Origin of the sequence: Patiriisocius sp. Uisw_047 (assembly GCF_047730165.1) — a bacterium.
Classification (GTDB): domain Bacteria; phylum Bacteroidota; class Bacteroidia; order Flavobacteriales; family Flavobacteriaceae; genus Patiriisocius.
The window spans coordinates 2,864,001-2,889,812 of record NZ_CP159834.1 but is presented as its reverse complement, the minus strand read 5'-3'; the positions used below and the strand labels follow the sequence as shown (position 1 = coordinate 2,889,812).

21 protein-coding genes and 1 other RNA gene are annotated in these 25,812 nt (G+C 36.6%); 12 read left to right on the top strand and 10 right to left on the bottom strand.

Going from position 1 to position 25,812, the window contains the following annotated elements:
• Positions 1–63: 63 nt before the first annotated feature.
• Entirely contained in the window at positions 64–798 is a 735-nt protein-coding gene (locus ABXT71_RS12645) for a DUF6503 family protein (RefSeq protein WP_415371724.1), read from the top strand.
• Positions 799–804: 6 nt separating this feature from the next.
• Here the strand turns inward: ABXT71_RS12645 and ABXT71_RS12640 are convergent, their stop codons facing one another.
• From ABXT71_RS12640 to ABXT71_RS12630, 3 genes are all read right to left on the bottom strand, one after another.
• Positions 805–1,326, bottom strand: a complete 522-nt coding sequence (locus ABXT71_RS12640; protein WP_415371723.1) for a histidine phosphatase family protein — start codon at positions 1,324–1,326, stop codon at positions 805–807.
• A gap of 990 nt (positions 1,327–2,316) precedes the next feature.
• A complete protein-coding gene (gene clpB, locus ABXT71_RS12635) occupies positions 2,317–4,926 on the bottom strand; it encodes an ATP-dependent chaperone ClpB (protein WP_415371722.1) in 2,610 nt (869 codons plus the stop codon).
• 212 nt (positions 4,927–5,138) lie between these two features.
• Entirely contained in the window at positions 5,139–5,747 is a 609-nt protein-coding gene (locus ABXT71_RS12630) for a T9SS type A sorting domain-containing protein (protein ID WP_415371721.1), read from the bottom strand.
• A gap of 106 nt (positions 5,748–5,853) precedes the next feature.
• Between ABXT71_RS12630 and ABXT71_RS12625 the strand changes: the two genes are divergently transcribed.
• Positions 5,854–6,039 carry a hypothetical protein gene (locus ABXT71_RS12625; protein WP_415371720.1) on the top strand — a complete coding sequence of 62 codons (186 nt, stop codon included), beginning with the start codon at positions 5,854–5,856 and terminating at the stop codon, positions 6,037–6,039.
• Positions 6,040–6,051: 12 nt separating this feature from the next.
• Positions 6,052–6,438, top strand: a complete 387-nt coding sequence (ytxJ, locus tag ABXT71_RS12620; RefSeq protein ID WP_415371719.1) for a bacillithiol system redox-active protein YtxJ — start codon at positions 6,052–6,054, stop codon at positions 6,436–6,438.
• A gap of 29 nt (positions 6,439–6,467) precedes the next feature.
• Here ytxJ and ABXT71_RS12615 read toward each other — a convergent pair whose 3' ends face one another.
• The gene (locus ABXT71_RS12615) at positions 6,468–7,649 is read right to left on the bottom strand and encodes a hypothetical protein (protein WP_415371718.1); all 1,182 of its coding nucleotides are present in this window, start codon (positions 7,647–7,649) and stop codon (positions 6,468–6,470) included.
• 189 nt (positions 7,650–7,838) lie between these two features.
• Positions 7,839–9,119, bottom strand: coding sequence for a fumarylacetoacetase (gene fahA / locus ABXT71_RS12610; RefSeq protein ID WP_415371717.1), 1,281 nt, complete (start codon positions 9,117–9,119; stop codon positions 7,839–7,841).
• A gap of 265 nt (positions 9,120–9,384) precedes the next feature.
• Between fahA and glyA the strand changes: the two genes are divergently transcribed.
• From glyA to ABXT71_RS12590, 4 genes are all read left to right on the top strand, one after another.
• Positions 9,385–10,659: a serine hydroxymethyltransferase gene (gene glyA, locus ABXT71_RS12605; RefSeq protein ID WP_415371716.1), complete on the top strand. Its 1,275-nt coding sequence runs from the start codon at positions 9,385–9,387 to the stop codon at positions 10,657–10,659.
• Positions 10,660–11,021: 362 nt separating this feature from the next.
• Positions 11,022–11,531 carry a GNAT family N-acetyltransferase gene (locus ABXT71_RS12600; RefSeq protein ID WP_415371715.1) on the top strand — a complete coding sequence of 170 codons (510 nt, stop codon included), beginning with the start codon at positions 11,022–11,024 and terminating at the stop codon, positions 11,529–11,531.
• 309 nt (positions 11,532–11,840) lie between these two features.
• A complete protein-coding gene (locus ABXT71_RS12595) occupies positions 11,841–12,032 on the top strand; it encodes a cold-shock protein (protein ID WP_415371714.1) in 192 nt (63 codons plus the stop codon).
• A 71-nt stretch (positions 12,033–12,103) separates the two neighbouring features.
• Entirely contained in the window at positions 12,104–15,463 is a 3,360-nt protein-coding gene (locus tag ABXT71_RS12590; RefSeq protein WP_415371713.1) for a VCBS repeat-containing protein, read from the top strand.
• Here the strand turns inward: ABXT71_RS12590 and ABXT71_RS12585 are convergent.
• The 3 genes from ABXT71_RS12585 to ABXT71_RS12575 all read right to left on the bottom strand — a co-directional run bounded on the left by ABXT71_RS12585 (position 15,460) and on the right by ABXT71_RS12575 (position 19,567).
• Positions 15,460–17,016 carry a hypothetical protein gene (locus ABXT71_RS12585; protein WP_415371712.1) on the bottom strand — a complete coding sequence of 519 codons (1,557 nt, stop codon included), beginning with the start codon at positions 17,014–17,016 and terminating at the stop codon, positions 15,460–15,462. The two genes, ABXT71_RS12590 and ABXT71_RS12585, sit on opposite strands and share 4 nt — an antisense overlap.
• A 142-nt stretch (positions 17,017–17,158) precedes the next feature.
• Positions 17,159–18,304 (bottom strand): carboxypeptidase-like regulatory domain-containing protein, encoded by a 1,146-nt coding sequence (locus tag ABXT71_RS12580; protein ID WP_415371711.1) that lies wholly within the window; start codon positions 18,302–18,304, stop codon positions 17,159–17,161.
• A gap of 207 nt (positions 18,305–18,511) precedes the next feature.
• On the bottom strand, positions 18,512–19,567 hold the full coding sequence (locus ABXT71_RS12575) for a glutaminyl-peptide cyclotransferase (protein WP_415371710.1): 1,056 nt from the start codon (positions 19,565–19,567) through the stop codon (positions 18,512–18,514).
• Between the two features lie 88 nt (positions 19,568–19,655).
• Here ABXT71_RS12575 and ffs point away from each other — a divergent pair.
• From ffs to fsa, 3 genes are all read left to right on the top strand, one after another.
• Positions 19,656–19,754, top strand: an RNA gene (gene ffs / locus ABXT71_RS12570) — signal recognition particle sRNA small type.
• Between the two features lie 61 nt (positions 19,755–19,815).
• On the top strand, positions 19,816–20,622 hold the full coding sequence (locus ABXT71_RS12565; protein ID WP_415371709.1) for an SDR family oxidoreductase: 807 nt from the start codon (positions 19,816–19,818) through the stop codon (positions 20,620–20,622).
• Between the two features lie 45 nt (positions 20,623–20,667).
• Positions 20,668–21,321, top strand: coding sequence for a fructose-6-phosphate aldolase (gene fsa, locus ABXT71_RS12560; protein WP_415371708.1), 654 nt, complete (start codon positions 20,668–20,670; stop codon positions 21,319–21,321).
• 15 nt (positions 21,322–21,336) lie between these two features.
• Here the strand turns inward: fsa and ABXT71_RS12555 are convergent, their stop codons facing one another.
• Positions 21,337–22,725: a TlpA family protein disulfide reductase gene (locus ABXT71_RS12555; RefSeq protein WP_415371707.1), complete on the bottom strand. Its 1,389-nt coding sequence runs from the start codon at positions 22,723–22,725 to the stop codon at positions 21,337–21,339.
• A 147-nt stretch (positions 22,726–22,872) separates the two neighbouring features.
• Here ABXT71_RS12555 and ABXT71_RS12550 point away from each other — a divergent pair, with 147 nt between their 5' ends.
• Positions 22,873–24,489 carry an ABC-F family ATP-binding cassette domain-containing protein gene (locus ABXT71_RS12550; RefSeq protein ID WP_415371706.1) on the top strand — a complete coding sequence of 539 codons (1,617 nt, stop codon included), beginning with the start codon at positions 22,873–22,875 and terminating at the stop codon, positions 24,487–24,489.
• A gap of 192 nt (positions 24,490–24,681) precedes the next feature.
• Here ABXT71_RS12550 and ABXT71_RS12545 read toward each other — a convergent pair whose 3' ends face one another.
• Entirely contained in the window at positions 24,682–24,927 is a 246-nt protein-coding gene (locus ABXT71_RS12545; protein ID WP_415371705.1) for a hypothetical protein, read from the bottom strand.
• Positions 24,928–25,227: 300 nt separating this feature from the next.
• Between ABXT71_RS12545 and ABXT71_RS12540 the strand changes: the two genes are divergently transcribed.
• Positions 25,228–25,809, top strand: coding sequence for a fasciclin domain-containing protein (locus ABXT71_RS12540; protein WP_415371704.1), 582 nt, complete (start codon positions 25,228–25,230; stop codon positions 25,807–25,809).
• The last annotated feature ends 3 nt before the right edge of the window (positions 25,810–25,812 follow it).

Here is a 25,812-nt window from a genome sequence, read left to right as displayed (position 1 = left end):
TTCTTGTAAGTTTCTGGAACTATTTGTGACCGATTCATCACAAATGTTACATCTTTACAACGTATGAAATATTTATTAGTTATTCTGACCATCACATTATTTACCCAATGTCAGTCCAAAAGTGACGTTCTCTCTGCACAAGCTATCATAGATAAAGCGATAAACACAAACTGCAATGGTCTGTGTGATACTGCAGAAATAACCTTTGACTTTAGAGATAAAAAGTATAGAAGCAAAAGGAATAATGGCGATTATCTTTTTAGTAGAACCATTAAAGATTCCATAAATACAATCGTTGACGAGTTAAGCAATAATGGACATACGCGTCGGGTTCAAGGTGCCATCGTAAAAGTGCCAGATTCTCTAGTAGGTCCTATTTCTGAAGGCGTAAACTCTGTACATTATTTTGCGCAATTGCCCTATGGCTTAAATGCTCCCGCAGTGATTAAAGAGCTTTTAGGTGAAACTAATATCAAAGAGAAACCCTATTATATGATAGGGGTTAGTTTTAAGCAAGAGGGGGGAGGTGCAGATTTTGATGATAAGTTCATTTATTGGGTACACAAGGAAACGTTCACCGTAGATTACCTAGCTTATAGTTATAGCACTAATGGCGGAGGGATTCGTTTTAGGGAAGCTTACAATCCGCGGGTTCTAGGAGGGATTCGTTTTGTAGATTATAATAATTATAAGCCTGAAGGTTTAAATACACCCTTGAAAGCACTAGCTCCCATTCTTGAATTAAATAAACTTACTTTATTGTCTAAAATCGAATTAGAAAATATTAGTGTAAAATAGGAAGTTTTAATTTCCTATTTTTTTCTCTTTTGCTGTGGCACCTTCACTTGTGACTTTTACGATGTAGAGCATTCCGTTTTCATTATCATCTATATCTTCGTAAGTGTGCTCTCCTAAAACCGCATTTACAAAAGCTGGAGTTGTATTACTATGCCCCACCACAAGAACTATTTTACCCTGTGTAGCTGTTTTAAAACCTTCATTATACATCACCGATGGATCATAGCTCATTATTGCTAGATCTTTACTTTCTGCAGTAGGTATCGCAGTCTGTTGCGTTCTGTTATACTCTGTAGCGTAAACCATATCAAGGTCGATACTGTCAAAATAAGTTGCCCATGATGCTGCCCTTTGTTGACCCATTTCGTTCAAATTTGGGTTTCTATTAGTCCCGTCACTTCGATCTTTTTCAGAATGCCTTATAAAATAGTAGGTGGTTATTTGGTCCAGATCAGTGGATGATTTTTTAGCATTTCCGCAGGAACAAAGAAAAAAGGTGATAAGAATAACTGCTACTGAAATTTTCATAACTCAAGGTTTAAGGACTAAATTTAATGCTTTTGAGCATTTCTATAGTAAAAGATAACATAGTTTATGAAATTGTTAGCTTCTTCTTAGAAAAACGGCTTTGAGTAAAACATTAAATTAATTTTTAATAAAAACAAAAATTATGAACGATACAGAAATGAAAGGGAAGCAAGATTAAAGGAAATGCAAAACAACAATGCGCGATTACTTTTAATAATGATGGTGAATATTTCGAAGGTACGATGGACAAGCTTGTAGGGAGCATTCAAGAATCTACAGGTAAGGCAAAGGATGCTATTAAAAAAACCAACTGCAGCCAATTACGTGTATGTAATTGAGAGTTAATACTTATGACTTGTTAAGGTCTTGTTTTTTAAAAAAACCTAATAATAAGGCATTTTTTTTATAAATATATCGCCGCAGAAAAGATGCTGTATGTTACGATGATAAAGGCCATAGAAAGTACATATATAGCTAATGTGTGATTTCGATTTGGGATACTTTTTGATCTGTTTTTCATGATAATTAAATTTGTTGGTTCTTATATATATGACGAGTACCCCTAGTGTTTTGTTACATGTGAATATGTAAATAATTAAAAATCAATTTATTGAGAAGTGTGGGGTTTGAAATGAATGTGTCTTATGCGGCATTATAAATGCTTTGATTTATATACATATTAATAAAATTTCTTCTTCTGTTTCTAGACAGGGGTATTCTATTCACACCTATAATGATATACGCTTAACTTAGATATTTGTAAATAGATCTAGGTATGTTACTCGCGCATTATTTTTACTAACGCAGTTTTGTATACCATTTGTTCGGTTATTATTTATCCTACTAAAAGTGCTTTGTTGCAACTCAAGGTTTGGTAGGTTTAATGAATAAAAAACCCTTTCTGTTTCAGAAGAATAAGAAGGGTGGTTTTAGAATGAATTATAAATTAATAGGCTACACATTTGTGAAGTGCCTAAGAGGCAACATTAATTAGTTAGCATCTTCAAGTACGGTGTCCTGGTTTCTAAAAACCAGCGTATCATCAAAACTATCTAATAAGATAATACTATCTGTTGTTACCTTACCTGCTAGGATCTCCTTAGACAAAGAATTAAGTACTTCTTTTTGAATCACACGTTTTACAGGTCGTGCTCCATACTGTGGGTCATATCCTTTTTCTGCTAAGTAACGTATTGCTTCTTGCGTTGCATCCATTGTGATTCCTTGTTTAGTGAGCATTTTTGTAACTCCCTTAATTTGTAAACCAACAATTTTTGTGATATGATCTTTAGTTAATGGAGTGAACATAATAATATCGTCAATCCTATTTAGAAATTCTGGACGCACCGTTTGTTTGAGTAAACCTAGAACTTCAACTTTAGCCGCTTCCATCGCTGTCTCAGGATCTTTTAAAGATTCAAATTTTTGCTGAATAATTTCACTTCCTATGTTGCTTGTCATAATAATGATGGCATTTTTAAAATCTGCAACGCGACCTTTATTATCTGTTAATCGTCCTTCATCTAAAACCTGTAATAAGATGTTGAAAGTGTCTGGATGTGCTTTTTCTACTTCATCCAGTAGCACTACAGAATACGGTTTGCGTCTCACGGCTTCTGTCAATTGTCCGCCTTCATCATACCCTACATATCCTGGAGGTGCTCCTATTAATCTGCTCACACTATGACGTTCTTGATATTCACTCATATCTATACGTGTCATGGCATTTTCGTCATCAAACATATAAGTAGCTAGTGCTTTTGCAAGTTCTGTTTTACCTACCCCTGTGGTTCCTAAAAATAAGAAACTACCTAAGGGTTTTTTCTGGTCTTGCAATCCTGCACGACTTCTTCTCACGGCATCACTAACAGCTACAATAGCTTCTTCTTGACCTACGACACGTTTGTGCAGCTCATCTTCTAAACGCAATAACTTTTCGCGATCGCTCTGTAGCATCTTTGTTACTGGGATTCCCGTCCATTTTGCCACAATCTCTGCGATGTCTTCTTGAGTTACCTCCTCTTTAATTAGAGAATGTTCATCTTGATTTTCTGCAAGCTGTGTTTCTAATTTTGAGAGTGATTCTTGCGCTTCTTTGATCTTACCGTACCGTAATTCTGCTACTTTTCCGAAATCACCATCGCGCTCTGCTCGTTCTGCTTCTGCTTTAAACGATTCTATTTCGGTTTTAAGGTTTTGCACTTGCTCTACCACTTCTTTTTCACTCTTCCATTTTGCGTTTAACTCATTGCGCTCTTCTTTGAGATTTGCGAGATCGCTGCGTAAAGTCTTTAACTTTGACTCATCCTTTTCTCTTTTAATCGCGGCGAGTTCAATCTCTAACTGCATTACTTTTCTGTCTAGGACATCTAGTTCTTCAGGTTTGCTATTAATCTCCATACGCATTTTACTAGCAGCCTCATCCATTAAGTCAATGGCTTTATCTGGTAAAAAACGATTGGTAATATAGCGTTGTGATAGCTCAACAGCTGCAATGATAGCATCATCTTTAATACGTACTTTATGATGAGTTTCATATTTTTCTTTAATACCACGAAGAATTGAAATTGCGCTTTCCGTATCCGGTTCATCAACCACTACTTTTTGAAATCGTCGCTCGAGTGCTTTATCTTTTTCAAAGAATTTTTGATATTCATCTAGTGTCGTAGCACCTATTGCTCTAAGCTCTCCTCTAGCAAGTGCAGGTTTTAAAATGTTCGCAGCATCCATAGCGCCTTGTCCACCTCCAGCACCTACAAGGGTGTGGATCTCATCAATAAAGAGTACAATATCTCCATCGCTGGAGGTTACTTCTCTTATCACTGCTTTAAGACGTTCTTCAAATTCGCCTTTAAACTTTGCTCCAGCAATTAAGGCACCCATGTCTAAGGAATACACTTCTTTTGATTTTAGATTTTCTGGTACATCTCCATCTACTATTCTATGTGCAAGCCCTTCTGCAATGGCCGTTTTTCCAGTACCTGGTTCTCCTACAAGAATCGGATTGTTCTTAGTACGACGGGTTAAGATTTGTAAAATGCGTCGTATTTCTTCATCCCTTCCAATGACTGGGTCAAGTTTGCCGTCGCGTGCTAATTGGTTTAAATTTTTTGCATACTTGTTTAATGCATTATAGGTTTCTTCTGCACTTTGTGAAGTCACTCTATCGCCTTTACGCAACTCGTCAATGGCTGTTTTTAGTCCTTTTTCTGTAACGCCTTGATCTTTTAGGCTCTGTGCTATGCTGCTCTTTGAATCAAATATGGCGAGTAATAGATGCTCTAGTGAGACAAACTCATCGTTCATTTTCTTTGCTATAATGCTCGCGTCGTTTAGAGTTTTTCCTGCTGCTCGTGAAAACATTAAATCACCTCCAGATACTTTGAATAAAGAGGCTATTTGCTTATCGATAATCTGGTGTAAAAGCGGAAGGTTTACATTTAGTTTTTTAAGAAGAAACGGCGTCACATTTTCGTCCACTTCAAAAATGGCCTTTAAGATGTGTTCATTCTCTATTTGTTGGTGACCATATTCTTGCGCAAGCTGTTGCGCCCGTTCTATTGCCTCTTGACTTTTTATAGTATAATTATTAAAATTCATGATTTATTATTTATTGAAAATTTCAGATATAAGAATGGTACTCGTGCTGAAATGTTATGTTCGTTTGTAATTATAACACCTATTTCAAATAGTAAGCCATTGTATATTTAAGACAGAATGTCCTTTAGAGTGAGCTATCTACAGGACATTATGACAAAAAAAAAGCCGTCCCATTGGGGCGGCTTTTTTAAATTATTAGATTTTAACCTAATTCAATATTGCTTAATAAAACGTTCAGCAACGTCGATACCGTTTAAAGTAGCCTTCATAAAGTAAGTGCCTACTTGTAAGTTAGAAATATCAAGTGTTAGCGCAGCGCTACCAACTTTATTAGTCACCACTTTTTGTCCTAATACTTTGCTTATAATTTCATTTTCAATGCTAAATGCAGCATTTAAGTTAATTGAGTTTTTAGCTGGGTTAGGAGAAACTGTGTATCCTACAATTGCAGAGTCTGAAAGACCAAGTGCTAATGTAGTAATTGTAAGTCTTTCAGAAACTACAAATATTTCATCTTGTAGATTACATATAGAAACAACAACAGCTTCATACATAGAATCGCTTGATAATCCAGTAGCATCATCCATAACGGTTCCTGCTGGAAGTAGCGGTGAAACATATGCTAAATCATCAGTACCAGCATTGTATGCACCTACTTGATAACCATCAACTGCTATAGCCTCATCGTCCCAAGATACAACTGCAGATACGTCTGTAATATCACTAATAGCAATATTAGCTACTACGTTACATTCTGGTCCGTTAAAGTTAAGCTCCCAGTCAAATTCTTCTGTTGACCATCTGTCATCCCACTGGGTCAAATACTCAGTTCCCGCTGTTACAGCAAAATTTCCTATTAAAGATGTAAAACCAGGTCCAAAATCATCATCAGTGGCTAGTTCATTTAAGTCTGTACAGTTAACATAGATGAATACTCTAGTATCAGGCGCATCTAGATCTATGCCAGAGTCAAGTGTTATTGTTCGATTACCTGAAGCGGTTTACGAAAATCAAGCAGCGTCATCACTATTAGTTCCTGTAGTAGCGTCTGTTTTGTTGAGTTATTTGGATATTATTAAGAATGTTCTAAAATTGAACCTGTATCTTTATTGAAAAATTAATGCGATGGGATTATTTAGTAAATCAAAAAAAACGAAAGAAGAAAAAACAGAAAATCAAGTGCCGTGGCATATACTTTCTGACATAAGCCAACTCGAAGAGATAAAAGAGCTGTCCATGAGCAGGCCTGTGGCTATCTTCAAACACAGCACACGCTGCGGAATATCTAGAATGGTATTAAGACAGTTTGAGTCTACATATTCCTTAAAAGACGAACAACTTAAGCTCTACTATTTAGACTTGCTTACGTACCGAAACATCAGTGATGAGATAGGTTTTACCTTTCAAGTGTTGCATCAAAGTCCCCAATTAATTGTGGTGAAAAATGGAGTCGCTGTAGCGCACGCTGCGCATCATGGCATTCAGGCAGACGCCTTAGAAAAACACATATGAAAAAAGGCTCCTATTAAGGAGCCTTTTTTTTATTGCAATCTGTTATTCGTTAATATTTCCTTGAGTCTTATTTTTATATCCTCTCCAGCGTCAAATACCATTTGTTCATTTAATGGAAATGGAATAAAGTCATATTGTAAAAATTTAAGATCTTGCTTTGTTAAAGCACGTTTGTCACCTCTATATCGAGCAAATTCATTTTCAAAGATAAACTCACTAGCCAAGGGATAACGATTGATGTCTCTTCTGCTTACTAAATCTCTATAGACAACAGCGCCCTCAACGTAGGTTGCTTTCGTCTGTTTTGTATACGTAATTCTCGCAGATACCGTGGTGTATTTGTCCCTTTTTATATCATTGTCCAGGCTGTCCTTCTTAACATTCCCTTCTATATCCAGTACATATTCCCATCCATCTTTAATGCGTTTTGTTCTTCTTTCTTCTCGTTCGCTCACACGCTCAGGAGTAATAGAAATGTTTTTAAAGTTTAATGAGATACCATAGTTGTAGGCAATATCTTGGTTTCGTTCATTATGATATTCTGTCCAGAAATTATCTAGGCCGTAGGTATTAAAATTGAGTAGATCCCTTTCAAGTCTCGTGGGTATTATTTGACCACTTCTATTATTGAGTGTCACATATACAAAGTCTGTCCCGTAAAAACGTGCATCCTCTTTTAACTGTTGTACCCCTGCATAATAAGGGTCAAGCTCTTCCAGTTCGCAGTATATAGTGTATGCCGTTCTATAATCTGCAATAGTCTCACGATCCATATAGAGCTGCGCCTCTTGCGCAAGCGCATCTATAAGTACCTTCTGTGCTGTGTTGATAGCACCAAGATAATCTACCATTTTAAAGGTAGCTTGCTTACCAGATTTATAATTTAATGGTAATAAAGGGCGTATCTTTTCCTGAATAAAAGCCATATTCTGGTAGGTGTAGTAAATTTTCTTTGCTGCTGAAACGCTATTTTGTTTTTTCAATAGGTCTAGACGTCTATTGTCTTGAGCGACCATTTTCTTAAACGCATCTTGAAGATAGCTTATACGTACATCATTTTTACCCGACGTTTTGTCGCGTTGCAATTTTCTTATAGCCAGCTCAATCGCTTGATCATAATCTCCTTTCGCCAGTAATTTCTGGTTCCTCTTGGCACTGTTACAACTCGTAAGTAACAATACCATACTAAGTATAAAAAGTAACTTTTTCATAATATATAGGTATTGGTTCGGTTAGATATAACCAAATGGCGTGCCAAATAGTTATCTATTTGTTTATGAGAATTTTGTATAGTGATTTGCTAGGTTTTTATTTCGTCGGAAATAATAAAATCCTACAAATTAAAAACAATCGCTCGCATTGCTAGATTAATTTTTTAAATTTTGACTCAAGACAATATGCTACTCAATAGCCGGAAGTACCTTCCCGTCACAATTTCCGAAGCCAATACGCAAACCATCTTTCTCACAGTAAGCACGCATCTTTACGTTATCACCGTCATTGATAAATTTACGCTCCGTACCGTCAGTTAAAGTGAGTGGGTTTTGACCTCTCCATGTAAGTTCTAGCATAGACCCATAACTGTCTTTAGTGGGGCCAGAAATCGTTCCGCTTCCCATCATGTCACCGCTGCGCACGTTGCATCCGTTTAAAGTGTGATGTGTAAGCTGTTGCGCCATAGACCAATACATATATTTAAAGTTTGATTTTGCAAGCACTGTTTCTTCACCACCTTCTGGCTGAATCCCAACTTCTAGGTTGATGTCAAAATTCATATTACCACCTTGACTCAGGTAGGGTAGTGGGGCAGGATCTTGCGCAGGGCCATTTGTTCTAAAAGGTTCTAGCGCATCTAGTGTTACAATCCACGGCGAAATGGTAGAAGCAAAACTCTTTCCTAAGAACGGTCCGAGTGGCACATATTCCCAGGCTTGTATATCGCGTGCACTCCAGTCATTAAACTGTACCAATCCAAAAATGTAATCTTCTGCTTCCTCTAGTTTTACTCGTTTCCCTAGATCATTAGCATCTGTAGTAATAAATGCCATCTCAAGTTCAAAGTCTAGTGCTTTAGATGGGCCGAAACCTGGTTGGCCACCATCAGTGGAAGGTTTAGTTTGCCCTACAGGTCTATGCACTGGTGTGCCAGAAGGTATGATAGAACTGCTGCGCCCATGATATCCTATAGGGATGTGCAACCAGTTAGGTAATAAAGCATTTTCTGGATCTCTAAACAACGAGCCTACATTTGTCGCGTGCTCTTTACTGGCATAAAAATCTGTATAATCACCAACATCTACCGGAAGCTGCATTTCTATCTCTTCCATTTTAAAGAGTATTTTGTCACAGTGAGCATTATTGTTTTGCAACTCGTGATTTCCTTTTAAGAAAATATCACTTACTCTGTTTCGTACCAATCGCCATGTCTTTCTACCATCTGCAATAAAATCATTCAAGCTATCCTGTAAAAAAATATCATCTGTAAGGTCTATTCCTTTAAAATAGCCAAGTTGATGCAAAGCACCAAGGTCAATCGCGTTATCTCCTATACGTGTGCCAATGGTAATGACATCATCACGTGTTAGAAAAACACCAAAAGGAATGTTTTGTATGGGAAAATCACTGTTCTCACGAACATTGATCCAAGATTTGCGTTTAGGGTTATTTGCAGTTAAAGGCATAGTGTTAATTTTCTGTTAGTAAAATATAGATCAAATATAGAATTAAAGATATACGTGACAAATGCTTTTGTTATTTTTGACAAAGTTTAACACTCATAAAGTTGAAATCGAAGTTGAAACCGAAGTTGAAGCATAAATATGGCGGTAAATAACAGATTTTTCACTTCGGAAATTTTATTGAAAAGAGTAATCTCGCTGCGAAATCTTGCGTAATAGTTCAGTAAAATAAATTAAAAAGACCAAAGACTAATAACCACTATTATCTATGAAAAGAGACGAAATAATATTTGAACTAATAGAAGCAGAAAAAGACAGACAATTAAATGGTCTTGAACTTATTGCTTCAGAAAATTTTGTGAGCCAGCAAGTGCTAGATGCTGCGGGTTCTGTTTTAACGAACAAATATGCAGAAGGCTATCCTGGTAAACGTTACTATGGAGGATGTGAAATTGTAGATGAAGTAGAGCAAATAGCAATTGACAGAGCAAAAGAATTATTTGGTGCTGCATATGCTAATGTACAGCCGCACTCAGGATCACAAGCAAACACAGCTGTTTTTGCGGCTTGTTTAAATCCTGGAGATAAGTTTTTAGGATTTGATCTTTCACACGGTGGACATTTAACGCACGGAAGTCCTGTAAACTTTTCAGGTAAATTATATAGCCCTGTATTTTATGGAGTAGAAGAAGAGACAGGAATGCTTGACTATGATAAGATAGAAGCAATTGCTGTAAAAGAGCAACCTAAGATGATAATCGCAGGGGCTTCGGCATACTCAAGAGAGATTGATTATAAGCGTTTTAGAGCTATTGCAGACAAAGTAGGGGCAATATTATTGGCAGACATTGCGCATCCTTCGGGATTAATAGCCAAGGGTATCTTGAGTGACCCATTACCACATTGTCACGTAGTAACAACTACGACGCACAAAACATTACGTGGACCTCGTGGCGGATTGATTATGATGGGTAAAGATTTTGAAAACCCATTTGGCATCACATTAAAAAATGGAAAGAAAAGAATGATGTCTTCTTTGCTGGACAGTGGTATTTTCCCTGGCAATCAAGGCGGACCTTTAGAGCATATTATTGCTGCAAAAGCAATAGCCTTTGGTGAAGCTTTGACAGATGAGTTTTTACATTATATGGTGCAAGTAAAAAAGAATGCAGATGTGATGGCACAAGCTTTTGTTGCGAAGGACTATAAAATTATCAGTGGCGGTACTGATAATCATATGATGTTGATTGATCTGCGTAACAAGAACATCAACGGAAAACAAGCAGAAGAAGCGCTTGGAAAAGCAGATATCACGGTGAATAAAAACATGGTGCCTTTTGATGATAAATCTCCATTTGTAACCAGCGGTATTAGAATTGGTACGGCTGCAATTACAACACGTGGACTAAAAGAAGATGATATGCAAATCATTGTAGATCTTATTGATGAAGCCTTGGCTAATTATGAAGATGATGATAAGTTAGATGTGATTGCAATTAGAGTAAATACAATGATGGAAGGGAAGCCTTTATTTGTAGCGTAATTAATATTGTTAAATAATTAAACAAAAGCTTCCGAGATTCTTGGAGGCTTTTTTACTTTTAGCATGATACTTCATCAGGTAATAGGCAAACTTCATCTGCTGGCAGATCGAGAGAAAGCTGCCTTTAAGTAAACCAAATATAATATTGTGACCCATAACGCATTCGGTATTTATATTAAAGACTTACATACTTGCTAGAGAAATAGGGAAGAACACAGCTTTAGCTTTATCCCTGTTTGGTACTGGACTATATGATGCACGTGTTTTGTGTAGTAAGTTAATGCGATCAAAGAACTGTCTAGGGAACATCTCAATGTACTAGATTATCCATGAACTATTTATAGCCCTTAAAACAATTAAAAATGAGAGCGATAGAAACAGCTCGACTACTACTGTATGAAGTCACCATACTGGATGTGCCATTTTATTTTGAGTTATTCAATAGTAAGGGGTGGTTGCAGTTTATTGGGGATCGCAATGTGAAAAGTATCGCAGATGTAGAAAAACTAATTACAGAACGATATCTACCTAGCTTCGACAATCTGGGATATGGCACGTATACCGCGTTCGCCAAAGACACTAGAAAACCTATAGGTTGTTGTGGCTTTTATAAAAGACCAAGCCTCGATGTGCCAGACTTAGGTTTTGCATTTTTAGATACAGAAGTGGGCAAGGGCTATGGATATGAGACCGCAGCCGCGCTCATAGCGCAAGTAAAAAAGGACCGTTCGATCACTAATTATATCGCGTTTACAGTGAAAGAGAATGTTGCTTCTATTACTCTTTTAGAAAAATTAGGGATGCAAGTATCTGGAACGATCACTTTACCAGGTGGTCCTGAAGTTCTTTTAGTGTTTAAGAATGTCGACTAGGCTTCACTAATTGTTTTTAGAAATTATCTAGTGAACTACTTAACGCTTCATTAGAGGTAAGTTTGCTGCGCATAAAAGGACATAAATTTTTAAATAACACTAAGCGTTCTGAATTTTTTAGTTCGGAATAACAGTATTTAGATATTTAAATTTCTGTGACTTGTGATTTAATAACGAGTATTTCAGAGTTTAAGCTAGTGATAGCAGTGCTTTTGAGCGTCGATTAATTTAATTAATAAAAACGATAAGTTTGGTGGTTTTATTAATTAAATATATAAATTTGCACTTTAATAATTTTAATATTTTATAATGAATAAAGGAACAGTAAAGTTTTTCAATGACTCTAAAGGGTTTGGTTTTATTACCGAAGAAGGACAAGAAAAAGATCATTTTGTACACATCTCTGGATTAATCGACGAGGTTAGAGAAGGTGACGAAGTAGAATTTGAACTAAAAGAAGGTAACAAAGGTCTTAATGCAGTAAACGTAAGAGTGCTGTAATACATACATTTTTATTATTTTAGAGCCTATCTTTGTGATAGGCTTTTTTTTTGAACCAAAATGTAATTAATATGAAGAACATCAAGTTGTTTTTAATAGTGCTATTAGTCTCACTAGACTCCTGTGAGGAAAAAGCTTCTATAGAAATGGTAGGTTTAAATCGTTCTGCGATAACTTCCATTAATGATAATAATCAAGAAGATACTTTCTTGCATTTAATCCCTTCTCAAACAACAGGAATCACCTTTAAAAACAGGGTAAAAGAAGATGAATTCCGTAATCATAAGTCATATACTCAAATCTATAATGGAGGTGGTGTAGCTATAGGTGATCTTAATAATGATGGATTGCCAGATATTTATTTTGCGGGAAACGGTGCGGATGATAAGATTTATTTTAATAAAGGAAATCTAACTTTTGAAGACGTAACTGTATCATCCGGAATTAAAAAATATACCGGTGGATGGTCTTACGGCGTGAATATGGTTGATATTAATCAAGACGGGTTACTTGATATTTATGTATGTAAAGCTGGACCCTACAATGTCAAATCATATATTAGAAATAAATTATTCATTAATAACGGAGATGGTACATTTTCTGAAGAGTCTGCCGACTACAAATTAGATATTGACACCTACAGTGTTCAAGCAGCATTCTTGGATTATGATTTGGATGGTGATCTTGACATGTATCTCGCAAACCAACCTAAGCCTGGATCAGATAAAATCAAACCTGACAGCTTTGGATCTTATGTAAAAGACATTAGATCAGGTAAGTTAAGGACAGATACGTTTTATGAAAACGTCGATGGAGTCTACGAAGAAAAAACAGATGATGCTGGTGTCGTAAATTATGGATATAAAAATGCCGTTGCCGTAGGTGATGTAAATAAAGATGGGTATCCAGATTTATATATTAGTACAGATTTTGGCGAACCAGATCTATTTTATCTGAATAATGGTGATAAGACATTTACTAATAAAATACATAATAACTTTAAACATATCTCTTACTACAGTATGGGTAGTGAGTTTTCTGACATTGATAACGATGGGAATCTCGATTTATATGTCACAGACATGACGCCTAATGATCACGTAAAGTCTAAGGTATTTATGTCTTCTATGGATGTAGCCAAGTTTAATGCTTTTGTGAATGCGGGTTTTCACCATCAATATATGTTGAATACACTGCAAATGAATGATGGGAATGCCTCTTTTAGCGAAGTGGCACAGCTAGCCGGTATCGCAAAAACAGACTGGAGTTGGGCACCACTTTTCTTTGACATCGACCTTGATGGTAAGAAAGATTTATTTGTTACGAATGGAATTAAGGAGAACTTAAACGATAATGACATTAAAGAAAAGGTTTTTGGAAAGCAAGATGAACTGCAAAGAAGGCTCTCACTAGACGAGTATCTAGATGTTGTGCCTACTGTTATTACACCAAATCAAGTGTTTAAGAATCAAGGAGAACTCGCTTTTAAAGATACTTCTAAGCACTGGATGGACAGCACTGACTTTAACTCTAATGGTGCCGCTTATGCAGACCTAGATAATGATGGAGACTTAGATCTTGTTCTTAACAATATGGAAGCCATAGCTGCAATATATGAAAATAGGGCAGTAGCTGGAAAAACAGGCAATTCAATCGCTATTTCTTTAAAAGGCCCTAAGAATAACCCCTTTGCTATAGGAACAAAAATTAGTGTCAAGCTAAAGAATCAACAAATCTTTCACGAACACTATTTATCTAGAGGATATTTATCAAGTGTAGATCCTACGATCGTTTTAGGAGTAGGAACAACTGCAGAAATACCAAGTATTGAAATCACTTGGCCAGATGGTGAAAAAGTACAGTTAAATAATATAACTAGTAACAGCAAGATAACAGTGACGTATGGTTTAAGTGGTAATGTTAAAGATGCTCCCAAAGCGAAAAAACCAATCTTAGCAGCATTAAATGCCAAAAGTATTGGGCTTTCTTATAAGCACCGAGAAGATAAAATTGATGATTTTAAGAAGCAATTGCTCCTGCCATATTCAGCATCGCAAAACGGGCCTTTTACAGATATTGCAGACGTTAATGGTGATGGCAAAGAAGATATATTTATTGGAGGCGCTGCAGGATCACCGGGCGCATTATTTTTACAGCAATCAGATGGTGCATTTAAAATGGATACCAATAAAAAACTTTGGGAGAGCGATAGAGAGTATGAAGATCTTGGAGTATTGTTTTTAGATGTAGATGGAGATGGAGATCAAGATATGTATGTTGCTAGCGGAGGTGCTAGTTTTCCTGAAGGGAGTACTGCATATCAAGATCGATTATATTTAAACAACGGATCTGGAGCTTTCTCAAAATCTCAAGGCGCTTTACCAAAAATGAACACGAGTACGCAGGTTGTTCGAGCAAATGACGTCGATAATGATGGCGATTTAGATTTGTTTATTGGAGGCAGAATAGTCCCTGATAAATATCCATATACACCATCCTCATATTTGTTGTTAAATGAAGCAGGAGTATACAAAGATATGACTACTAAAAGAGCTGAAGGATTTATGAAGGCTGGTTTGGTAACTGGTGCAGAGTTTACAGATTATGACATGGATGGTGATAAAGATCTTATAATAAGTGCAGAATGGCAACCTTTACAAATTTTTAATAATAGCATAGGGCATTTCACAAAAGTGAACTCAGACGCTTTTATAGATACAGAAGGAATTTGGTTTAGTCTTATGGCTACTGATCTAGACGGGGACGGTGATGAAGATTTATTAGCGGGGAACCTAGGGCTTAATTCAAAATTTACGGCAAAACCTGGCAAGCCATTTCACGTGTATTGTGATGATTTTGATTCAAATGGAACCTATGACATTGTTTTTTCTAAGGACTATAATGGTAATTTAGTGCCTATGCGTGGGCGAGAATGTTCTTCACAGCAAATGCCTTTTATTACAGATAAATTCTCAAACTTTTCATCCTTTGCAAACGCTACCTTAGAAGATATTATGGGTAAAGATAAGCTTGATGCTTCACTTCATTATCAGGTAGAAGACTTTAGCAGTGCTGCTTTTATTAACGATGGTAAAGGAAATTTTACAAGAATTAATTTGCCTAGAGAAGCACAAGTTTCACCAATCATGGATTTTATGATAACAGATCTTGATAGTGATGGCATTTCAGAAATTATTCTGGTGGGTAACCTATATCCAACAGAAGTTGAAACCACAAGATATGATGCCAGCAGAGGATTGGTACTTAGATTTGTGGATGGTGCTTTTGACGTGGTTGACCATAGAGAATCTGGTCTCAATATAGCACGTGATTCTAAAAGCTTGGGCCTTATCAATCAATCTAACCGTAGACTCCTCGTTATAGGAAATAATAACGATGAGATTTCAGTATTAGAAATGCCAAAGTCTTAAGGGGTCTCCTCCGGAAATGCAATACTCTCGTAAGCTCCTGCGTCTGGTGAACCACCATCTCTAGTAGTTCCATTAGCGTCAATAGGCACAAGATTTGCCGTTGCCGTATTCCCGATGCCTTCTGCTCCAGAAGTTCCCATTTCTATATTAAAATTATTGAACGCTGTATCTTGAAAAACAGGATCTACGCTAAATATGCTATTTGTGTAAAAAGCAGCATTTGTAAAATCATAATTAGGTAACTCGTCAAAATCTCCTTGAGGATCTTCAAAACGAATTAAAGAGTTTGAGAAGTTAAAATTGAAGACTTCTCCATCAATATCAAATAAACCAAGTTCGCGTAGCTCATTTCCGTAGATAATACAGTTATTAAAATTGGCATTTAACGGTGCCGTTGTTACCATATCTTCGCCAGTTTGTAAAAAGTTTTCAAGACTTACTGCGGGAGAACTTCTAAACCCGTTAGTCCAATAGTTGGCAAACGTGCTGTGATTAAAAGTGTAATTCCCTCCTATAGAAACACGCAGTGACGCCTGCCCGCAGTTATTGACAACCACATTTTCCCCGTATACGTTTCCTGTTCTAGCCCACAGTCCATTATTGGTGTGGTTGTGTAGTGCTACATTATTTAATGTAAGTGTTTCATCTCCATCATTGCTGTCCATCAACAAACCTAAGGTTCCATTTTTAATAGTGCAATAACTAAACTCGTTATTCGTACTTCCTTGGGTCATCCATATAGTAGACCATTGTCCGGGTACGTCTTCAAAAGAAGGTTCTAGACGGTCTCCTTGAAATATAATCTGATTTTCTTGTAATTCTGGATATGTACTTGCGGTGCCATTCGCTTTTATCGAGCCTGTATTTGCAACAAGAATCCCGCTATTTGCGTGAAAGTGAATGCGTGCCCCAGGTTCAATGTTTAAAGTCTTGTTAGGTGCCACAGCAGCAAAACCATAAATGACATACGGTAACTCGTTTGTAAAGGTGAGTTCATCATCATCTAAGAAATAGCCTTCTATTAAAATAGAATCTCCTTCTCCGTCTGTGCCTAGATTGAGTGTTTCTGTAGTGCCGTCATCAAAACGATCAGGAAATAAGAAAACAGCGTCCTGTACTAATGTTACTAGTTCTATTTCTTGTTCATTAGCTCCTGCATCAAAAACAATCTGGTCTGTATATAAAAAGTTTGGGTCATTGCCTGGCAAATCTTGAATGTCTGCCGTAGTTTCTACAAAAATAAAGATGCTATCTTTTGCGAGTACTCTTATGTCTTGAAACTGCTTACCTGGTAATCCATCTACATTGAGTCGATAAAGACTATTTTCGCCTCGAGCTAAAGCTACTGTTGGAATATTGATATCCTCAGTACTACGGTTGTACACCTTTAAGTTGTAAGTGCTAGATCCTATATTAGAAAAAAGGGTGTCTAAATATATAGTGTCTTGAGAAAACTCAAGATTCCCAGTGTTTGGGACTGCTTCAAAATCGTTACGACAAGAACTCCAAAGAATCAAGCTACAAAAAATAGCCAAAGCATAAACATATTTCATCGGTATAGGATATTTAATTTTGAAACAAAATTTGATACAAATATAACTGAAAGCACTACATTTTATTGCTGTACTAAAAAAAGAATCCGCCTTGCTGCTATGAAAATTACAGGTGGAATTCACAATCTAAAATACGAATTTTCTATTTGTTTTTTGAAGCTCTGTTAAGTTGGCGCGCTTCTTTCTCTCTCGCTACTTTTAACTTTTTAAAGGCAAGACCGTTTGCTTCCGCTTTTTTACGAGCCGCTTTCTCGGCTTTTCGCTCAGGATCTATTTTTGTTTTTCCAAAATTACCAAATGGATAAAAAGAGTCTTTTTCGTCAATTATGGTATAATGAATTGCACCACCTAAAAGATAATCAGCTCCTGTCAGGTCTATGTCGATTACATTATCAATGTTAGAAAGCTGAACTTCTTCAGTGTTGAACCCAATATATTCAACTGCCAAGATAGCGTTCTTCGGTGCTTCAATAATATAATCACCGTTAAAATCTGTTGTTGTACTTATCCGTGTTCCTTTTACAATTATGTTTGCGCCTGGCAATGGAAGGGAGTTTTCTTTAATAGTACTCTTTATGGTAATAGGGCTTTCTTCAATGGTAATAATATCTCCTAATAGAATTTCTTCCTCAATAATTACATCTGGAGCGATCATCATGCCCATTATCATTGGGACTTGAGCTATAGCTATCATTATTGTGTTAAAGGTCTCATTGTAATTACCAAAAGTTTGTTGTGAAACTTCGTGCCCTTCTACTGCAAAGGTCAAAGTCTCTTTATCTAAAAAGGTGATACTGTAATTTCCTTTTTTATCTGTAAGCGTAGTTTCACCTGTTTCTTTAACTTCTACACGAACCTTGTGCACTGGCTCTCCATACAAATCTGTGATGGTTCCTGTTACAGTAATTTGAACTCTATCGGCCTCTTTATGGAGACTCCCTATTCCAAGAGAAGTGTAGGTGCTAGATTTAATTTCACCCTGTTTAGATGTTGTTACGGTGCCTGCCATCATTGTTAATGGTAATAATAATGAAGCTGCTAGTGGCGCTAAGCGCTGTCCTGGGCTTCGCTCAAGAGTAAGATTACGATCAAGTTGGGTTTTAGAAAAACGTCCACAAGCGTTATCATTTTTTAGCACATGTTTTACAATGTCTTCATCAATGACGTTTGTGAAGTCAATTACTTCTTTTGTGCAAACTTGACAGAAAGCCCCTTTTTCTGTTTGTGACATCTTGCTCCAATCTTCGTGGCAAGGCTCTGGAATACTTACTTTGATTACTTTTTTCATATGATGGTTTTTAATACTAAGTAAATTAACAAGTATTAAGCCACGGATGAAATAAAGAATACGGGAACAGTGCGTTTGGGTGAGTCTTCGATGCGATTTTAATTGATTACTTTGTAAATCAATTAAATAAGAGTAGACGATACAACGCTAAGCGTAAATTTAAATATCAAATCAAAAGTTCACCCTTATGGGTAAGGAGGGTTAAGATCACTTCTCAATAACCTCAATTTTAAAAACCTTGTCCCAATTCTTCCCTGTGATATATAGGATGTTAGGTTCTCCTTTATAGGCAATGCCATTTAACACATCAAGAGTGGCGTGTTGAGTGACTTTATCTTTTAAACCTTTCAAGTTGATAACGCCTTGTACAGCTCCGTTTTTAGGATCTACGATGGCGATGGCGTCTTTTTGATAGATGTTTGCATAGATGTGACCTTCTACAAATTCTAGTTCGTTAATAGTGTCAATCTTACTGGTGTTTGTGTACACTTCAATGTGGCTTATTTCTTTTTGGGTTGCACCGTCTAAGGTCCAGATCTTTTCGCTTCCGTCACTTTTATAAATGTGGGTACCATCATTACAAAGTCCCCAGCCTTCTTTGCTACTTGCGTAGGCAAATTGACCTTTCTTCTCAAGTGTTTCTTTGTCGTAAATAAAACCTACGTTTTCTTTCCAGGTAAGTTGGTAGATATTGTCATTTAGTATGGTGAGCCCTTCCCCAAAATACTGCGGATCTAATTCTGTTTTCTGAAGAACCTTTCCGGTTTTTAAATCTACTTTTCGCAAGGAAGATTTTTTATAGCGTCCCGTACTTTCATATAAATCATCACCAAAAAACTCAAGTCCTTGTGTGTACGCATTCATATCGTGAGGATAGGTTTCTAAAATCTTATAGCCATACAGTTTCGGTTTTATGGAGGACACAACTGTTAAAGACGCGTATTCATCTTCTACACCATCTTCATGTGTTATTTCGGCTTTGATGATTTGAGTTCCTAGTTTGAGCTTCGCCAAGGGTATTTTTGAAGCGGTATTTCCATTTACTGTCACCACCTCTTTTTCATTTAAAAAGTAGGTGACGCTTGTAACTGCTAAGTTTTTCTTGTTCTTTAATTGAACCTTTACCGTTTCAGAGGTTACAAATCGCCTTTTTTCATTCCCTATTTCTATGTCGAAAAGGCCAATTGTTCTTGTTTTACCATTTCCGCAGGAAGCAGCAAGGACAGTCAAGAAGGTCATAATTAATAACTTATGGAAGTTCATAGGGCAAATAATTTTTAGGTAAGATATTTATAATAATTGATACTATAAAACGCTTGTAGTGAGTTTTAATTTGTAGTATCTTTACGGCTGGCAAGTCCTACACAACTAGCTCCTGTTGAATCCCCCAGGGTGGGAACACAGCAAGGGTAGATGGTCGTAGCAGTGTGATGTAGGTAGCTTGCCTTTTTTTGTGCCTAATATTTTGGTAATTACGCACACGCAACGCATCTTTGCGTTTTATAAAAAATATGTCTCAAGTAGTTTTAATAACAGGTGGTTCTTCGGGTATCGGCAAAGCAGTCGGAATTTACCTCAAAGAACAAGGCTTTACCGTTTATGGTACCAGCAGAAATCCTGCGCGATTTGATGCCACTTTTCCAATAAAATTAGTTTCACTAGATGTCACAGATAGTAAAAGTATACTTGCCTGTGTTGCTGAAATTTTAAAAATTGAAGGTCGCTTAGATGTCTTAGTAAATAACGCTGGCGTTGGGATTACAGGGCCTATAGAAGAAACACCTACGTCTGAAATAAGCAAAGCATTTGCTACAAATGTCTACGGTCCTATAGAGATGATAAACGCCGTATTACCTGCAATGCGAGAGCAGAAAAGTGGTACGATTATTAATATTTCTTCCATCGCTGGATATATGGGACTCCCATATCGCGGTGTCTATTCTGCGACCAAAGGAGCTCTAGAGCTTTTAACAGAGGCGTATAGGATGGAAGTAAAGCAGTTTGGGATACGAATGACCAATGTAGCGCCAGGAGATTTTGCAACTAACATTGCAGCCGGAAGATATCACGCACCGGTTATAGAAGATTCACCATACAAGCAAGCGTATGGAGACACCTTAAAAATGATGGATGCACACGTAGATGCTGGAGAAGACCCATTAGCCATGGCAAAGGTGATTTACGCTATTATTAAAAGTGATTCGCCAAAAATACATTACAAAGTAGGCGCGCACCTTCAGAAATTTTCTATAGTTTTAAAAAGGCTTTTACCAGACAAAATGTATGAGCGAATACTAATGAAACATTATAAATTATAAGTCTGGCGCATTTCAGAAATCAACAACGCTATTAATTATTTACCTATGAAATTTTTTATCGATACCGCAAACCTAGAACAGATTAAAGAAGCGCAAGACCTTGGTGTACTTGATGGTGTAACAACCAATCCATCGCTGATGGCAAAAGAGGGGATAACAGGTCACGATAATATACTGAAGCATTATGTGAATATCTGTAACATAGTAGAAGGGGATGTATCTGCAGAGGTGATATCAACAGATTTTGCCGGTATGGTAAGAGAAGGAGAGGCGCTTGCAGAATTGCACCCGCAAATTGTAGTGAAGATTCCTATGATTAAAGAAGGAATTAAGGCCATCAAGTATTTTAGTGATAATGGAATTCGCACTAATTGTACTTTGGTTTTCTCTGCTGGACAAGCACTATTAGCAGCAAAAGCAGGAGCTACTTATGTCTCTCCATTTATAGGGAGGCTAGATGATATTTCTACAGACGGTTTGAATTTAATTGCAGAAATTAGATTAATCTACGATAACTATGGTTTTGAGACAGAAATTCTTGCCGCGTCTATACGCCATACAATGCACATTATAGAATGTGCAAAAATAGGAGCAGATGTAATGACGGGACCGCTTTCTTCTATTGAGGGCTTATTAAAACACCCGCTTACAGATAGTGGGCTTGCAGCGTTTTTAGCAGATTATAAGAAGGGTAATTAATTTTATTAATTTCTTTTACAGCACATCTTCAAATGCCATATCTGTAATTGCAATATTAGCATTTATTATTTTACCGTGGCTGTCCACAATAATGGTGCGTTCTGGGAGATCTAAAATCAAGACTGATTTTGCCGACGGTAAATTATCTAGCTGGTATTCTGTGTTTTTATCAGTGCTTATTGTTTCTGCGATTCGTTTCCATTTTCTAAAGTGATCATCAGCATTAATCGCAATAAAATTATAATCTGGATGTTTTTCTCGTAAGTCTTTTGCTTTTTCGTGTACCTCGCGATAATGTTTAGTAGACTCGTAGGTCCAGAAATAAATAACCGTAGGCTTTTTTATAATTGACTGGAGTGTTCTGGTTTGGTTATCAAGACCCACTATTTGAACATTGGGAATTTTATTACCGGGAATTAACTTTATGGTTTGATCGAGAATATGAAGCATTTCTAAAATATCTTCTTCATTTGTTGAGCAATTTTTAAACAAATCAAAAAGTTGCTCTGCTTTATTGGTATTAGTATTATGGAGTAAATAATCTGTCGCAGCGCCACTCAATAGCTTGTTTCGCAAAGCTTCATTATGTGTTAGTCTTTTTACTGCCTTCATTTTTGCACGAGTATGTTCAAAGTTTCCACGATCAAAGGAGTCTAAATTTTTATAAGAATCAAATGCCACATTATTAAAGTAGTTATCCATAAAACGGTAATATGAATAATGAGAACGCTTTAGGTCATTTCCGAAGTCGATTTTTTTTCTATGCTTCAAAAAATCTTTTGGGAGCTCTTCTTTAATGTTTTGATTCCCTTCTAGCAGGTTAGCTGAAACATATAATTCTCTCCATAGGTATTCATCATAATTGAGATTTACCTTCACAGTATTCTTAAATGCTTTGGAAGAAAAATATTGTTTCGAAATATATTTTTGGTATAATTTTTTACGAGCAACAGCAACAGAATCGACTTTATCTAGATATTCTTGCGGCTCTAAATCAAACCAGTCTGAAATCTCTGCTTGAACTTTTTCATCTTCTAGAAATAGCTGCATCAAGAGGTTGTTCTTTTGTGCACCAATACCGCTGTACTTTAAAGATTCGTCAAAATCAATGGTATTTACATGAAAAAGTAAACTGTCTTTTGGGTAGATGTAGAAACGTTGATACTCTCTATGTTTAAAGGTATACACGCCTTCTTTTAACGTGTCGTTTCTATAAAGGAATCGATTATTTTTATCAAGGGCAACAGAGTCTAAGAAAGTCTCATTAAAGCTAAGGATCACATAGTCGCTTCTCGGGTTCTCTATAATACCACCTATATAGGTGCCATTGGCTTTGTGACTTCTAGTTTTATCGCAAGAAACTAGCGAAAATCCAGAAAATAAAATGAGGAGCAATTTGTACATACTATGATAGATTATTGGCTCCAAAAATAAAACTCTAAACCGGTCTATCTTGTTAATTGAGAGTTAAATAATAAATTTAGTTGACTTCTTAATTATTCCTATTTAATGACCACTTATTTGTATTACTTTTGCAAAAATTTTTAAGCTATGTTATCAGTAAATAATTTATCGGTTCAGTTTGGTAAAAGAATACTCTTTGATGAGGTTAATACGCAGTTCCTGAAAGGAAATTGTTACGGAATCATCGGTGCCAATGGAGCGGGAAAATCTACATTTCTTAACATCATTGCGGGTAAGATGGATCCTACATCTGGACACGTGCATTTGGAGCCAGGAAAACGTATGTCTGTCTTGGAACAAAATCACAATGCCTATGATGATTTTATGGTGTTAGAAACCGTAGTTCGCGGGAACAAAGAGATGTTTAAGATTAAAACAGAAATAGATAAATTATACGAAGACTATACAGATGCAAATGCAGAGCGAATAGGGGAACTTCAGATAATCTTTGAAGAGATGAACGGGTGGAATGCAGAAAGTGATGCCGCTTCTATGTTGTCTAATCTTGATATTGATGAGAGTCTTCATTATTCATTGATGGCAGATCTAGATGGTGTTCAGAAGGTACGTGTGTTATTAGCACAGGCGCTTTTTGGTAGTCCAGATGTGCTTATAATGGATGAGCCTACAAACGACTTGGATTATGAAACGATCGCTTGGTTAGAACATTTCTTAGCCCATTATGAAGAGTGTGTAATTGTGGTATCACATGATAGACACTTTCTAGATGCGGTATGTACGCACATCAGTGATATTGATTTTAGTAAGATAAACCACTTTAGTGGTAACTATACGTTCTGGTATGAAAGTAGTCAACTTGCAGCAAGACAACGCGCGCAACAAAACAAGAAGTCTGAAGACAAGAAAAAAGAATTGCAAGAATTCATTATGCGTTTCAGTGCTAACGTAGCAAAATCTAAACAAGCAACTTCTCGTAAAAAAATGATTGAGAAATTAAATATAGAAGACATTAGACCTTCTAGCCGTCGTTACCCAGCGATTATTTTTGAAAGAGAGCGAGAAGCAGGAGATCAGATTTTAAACGTAGAGGGGCTCTCTGCAGCGCAAGATGGCGAAGCTTTATTTACAAATGTAGACATCAACCTTACCAAAGGAGATAAAGTAGTAATCTACTCAAGAGATTCTAGAGCAGCTACGGCTTTCTATGAGATCTTAAACAATAATAGAAAAGCAGACGGAGGTACCTTCCAGTGGGGAGTTACTACTAACCAAAGTTATTTACCACTAGATAATCACTCGTTTTTTAAGAGCGATATAAATCTAGTAGACTGGTTACGCCAGTATGCAAAAACCGAAGAAGAAAGAGAAGAAGTCTTCATAAGAGGATTCTTAGGTAAGATGATTTTTAGCGGAGAAGAGGCGCTTAAAAAATGTAATGTGCTTTCTGGAGGAGAAAAAGTACGTTGTATGTTAAGTAGAATGATGATGATAAGAGCAAACGTATTAATGCTTGATGAACCTACAAACCATTTAGATCTAGAATCAATTACAGCCTTTAATAACTCTCTTAAAAACTTTAAAGGGACGGTGATTTTCACAACACACGATCACGAGTTTGCACAAACTTTAGGAAACCGTATTATCGAGCTTACCCCAAAAGGAGTGATTGATCGTTATATGACTTTTGATGAATATATGAATGACAAGAAAATCAAAGAACTACGTGATGCGATGTATGCGTAAGACAAGAAAATTAGATTAGAAAATAAGAAGGGTGTGGTTTAGTAAAATCCACACCCTTCTTATTTTATCATTTCGAACTTGATTCGGAACCTTAGTTACTCAAATGCAATTGTTATTAGTTTTTAAGTTGCTCAGATCACCAAGCTCCCCAAGTACTCAATTCCCAATGTAACAAATCACCAGATCCCAAAATTACTCCTTTTCACCAATCTCATTAAGATACGCATCAATCATATCTTTTGCGCGGTCTAGTTCTTCTTGACGAATAAATAAGCGCACTTGATTAGGCACGCCTATAGCAAAGCCACTAGTGATACCACTTTGATGATCGTCCTTCTCAATAGCAGAAATATCCATATCTAAAAGTCGGGCCTTAAGACCATTTGCTATCATTGCGGGTCCAGTATAAATGCGCACAGTTTGTTCTTGAGTTTCCATGGTATTTTGATTTTACCTAAATTTACTTCGGAAATGTGCCAAAACAAAATTTTATCAGATAAATAATAAAATAACTTCATTTATATTTTCTCTGTCCGCTTTATGCTTTTGTGGTGAATACTTACCACAGCCTCACAAGGGGCACAAAAGACAAAGAGGCTGCAAGAGTACAGCCGCTAATAGTTGTTGAATTTTAGCAATATAAAACAATCCTCAATTAGAGAGACCGGAACCAAATAAAGCAACGCGCTTATCGTTTTGGTAAGGTATTTGCTTACTTTTATCCACAAATCAATGACTATGAAATCGATACAAAATTACCTTTCGCTGCTTGCAATCTTACTATTCACTTCAGGAATTTTAGCTCAGACAGTGGCCCAAACAAATCCAATTATTACTACAGAATATCAAGGGGCTACCTTTACTTCAGAGAAGTCACTGGTTGAAAACCTGGAAGCTTCAGATTTGCTTTCTTATTCACAATTAGTCATAGCAAACCCGAATCTAGCCTCGCTAACGGGAGCAGATAGTTACACTATTTTTGTAGCGGCAGACGCATTCTTTAATGCGATGGAAGAAGAGGAAAGAGATGCTTTTTTAGCATCCTCTAATGAGTATTTGCAAAAACAAGTGCTGAGTACTTTTATAGTGCTAGGTAGAGTAGATAGCGGGTCAATGATGCACGAATTAAAGAAAAGAGAAGGACAACCTCTTTTCCTAAAAACACTAAGTGGCGCAAATGTAGGGGTTAAAATCGTGGGTGAAGACTTAGTCTTATTTGACACGGATCACCAAGTAAGAATAATAGCTTCAGACTTTTATCACTCAAAAGGATTCTTCCATATTACAGATGGATACTTTTTGCCAGAAGGCAAGGAGTAGGCA

Coding starts and splice junctions, on each gene's coding strand:
- ABXT71_RS12645 (WP_415371724.1), top strand. CDS start 64: ATGAAATATTTATTAGTTATTCTGACCATCACATTATTTACCCAATGT.
- ABXT71_RS12640 (WP_415371723.1), bottom strand. CDS start 1,326: ATGAAAATTTCAGTAGCAGTTATTCTTATCACCTTTTTTCTTTGTTCC.
- clpB (WP_415371722.1), bottom strand. CDS start 4,926: ATGAATTTTAATAATTATACTATAAAAAGTCAAGAGGCAATAGAACGG.
- ABXT71_RS12625 (WP_415371720.1), top strand. CDS start 5,854: ATGAATACTCTAGTATCAGGCGCATCTAGATCTATGCCAGAGTCAAGT.
- ytxJ (WP_415371719.1), top strand. CDS start 6,052: ATGGGATTATTTAGTAAATCAAAAAAAACGAAAGAAGAAAAAACAGAA.
- ABXT71_RS12615 (WP_415371718.1), bottom strand. CDS start 7,649: ATGAAAAAGTTACTTTTTATACTTAGTATGGTATTGTTACTTACGAGT.
- fahA (WP_415371717.1), bottom strand. CDS start 9,119: ATGCCTTTAACTGCAAATAACCCTAAACGCAAATCTTGGATCAATGTT.
- glyA (WP_415371716.1), top strand. CDS start 9,385: ATGAAAAGAGACGAAATAATATTTGAACTAATAGAAGCAGAAAAAGAC.
- ABXT71_RS12600 (WP_415371715.1), top strand. CDS start 11,022: ATGAGAGCGATAGAAACAGCTCGACTACTACTGTATGAAGTCACCATA.
- ABXT71_RS12595 (WP_415371714.1), top strand. CDS start 11,841: ATGAATAAAGGAACAGTAAAGTTTTTCAATGACTCTAAAGGGTTTGGT.
- ABXT71_RS12590 (WP_415371713.1), top strand. CDS start 12,104: ATGAAGAACATCAAGTTGTTTTTAATAGTGCTATTAGTCTCACTAGAC.
- ABXT71_RS12585 (WP_415371712.1), bottom strand. CDS start 17,016: ATGAAATATGTTTATGCTTTGGCTATTTTTTGTAGCTTGATTCTTTGG.
- ABXT71_RS12580 (WP_415371711.1), bottom strand. CDS start 18,304: ATGAAAAAAGTAATCAAAGTAAGTATTCCAGAGCCTTGCCACGAAGAT.
- ABXT71_RS12575 (WP_415371710.1), bottom strand. CDS start 19,567: ATGAACTTCCATAAGTTATTAATTATGACCTTCTTGACTGTCCTTGCT.
- ABXT71_RS12565 (WP_415371709.1), top strand. CDS start 19,816: ATGTCTCAAGTAGTTTTAATAACAGGTGGTTCTTCGGGTATCGGCAAA.
- fsa (WP_415371708.1), top strand. CDS start 20,668: ATGAAATTTTTTATCGATACCGCAAACCTAGAACAGATTAAAGAAGCG.
- ABXT71_RS12555 (WP_415371707.1), bottom strand. CDS start 22,725: ATGTACAAATTGCTCCTCATTTTATTTTCTGGATTTTCGCTAGTTTCT.
- ABXT71_RS12550 (WP_415371706.1), top strand. CDS start 22,873: ATGTTATCAGTAAATAATTTATCGGTTCAGTTTGGTAAAAGAATACTC.
- ABXT71_RS12545 (WP_415371705.1), bottom strand. CDS start 24,927: ATGGAAACTCAAGAACAAACTGTGCGCATTTATACTGGACCCGCAATG.
- ABXT71_RS12540 (WP_415371704.1), top strand. CDS start 25,228: ATGAAATCGATACAAAATTACCTTTCGCTGCTTGCAATCTTACTATTC.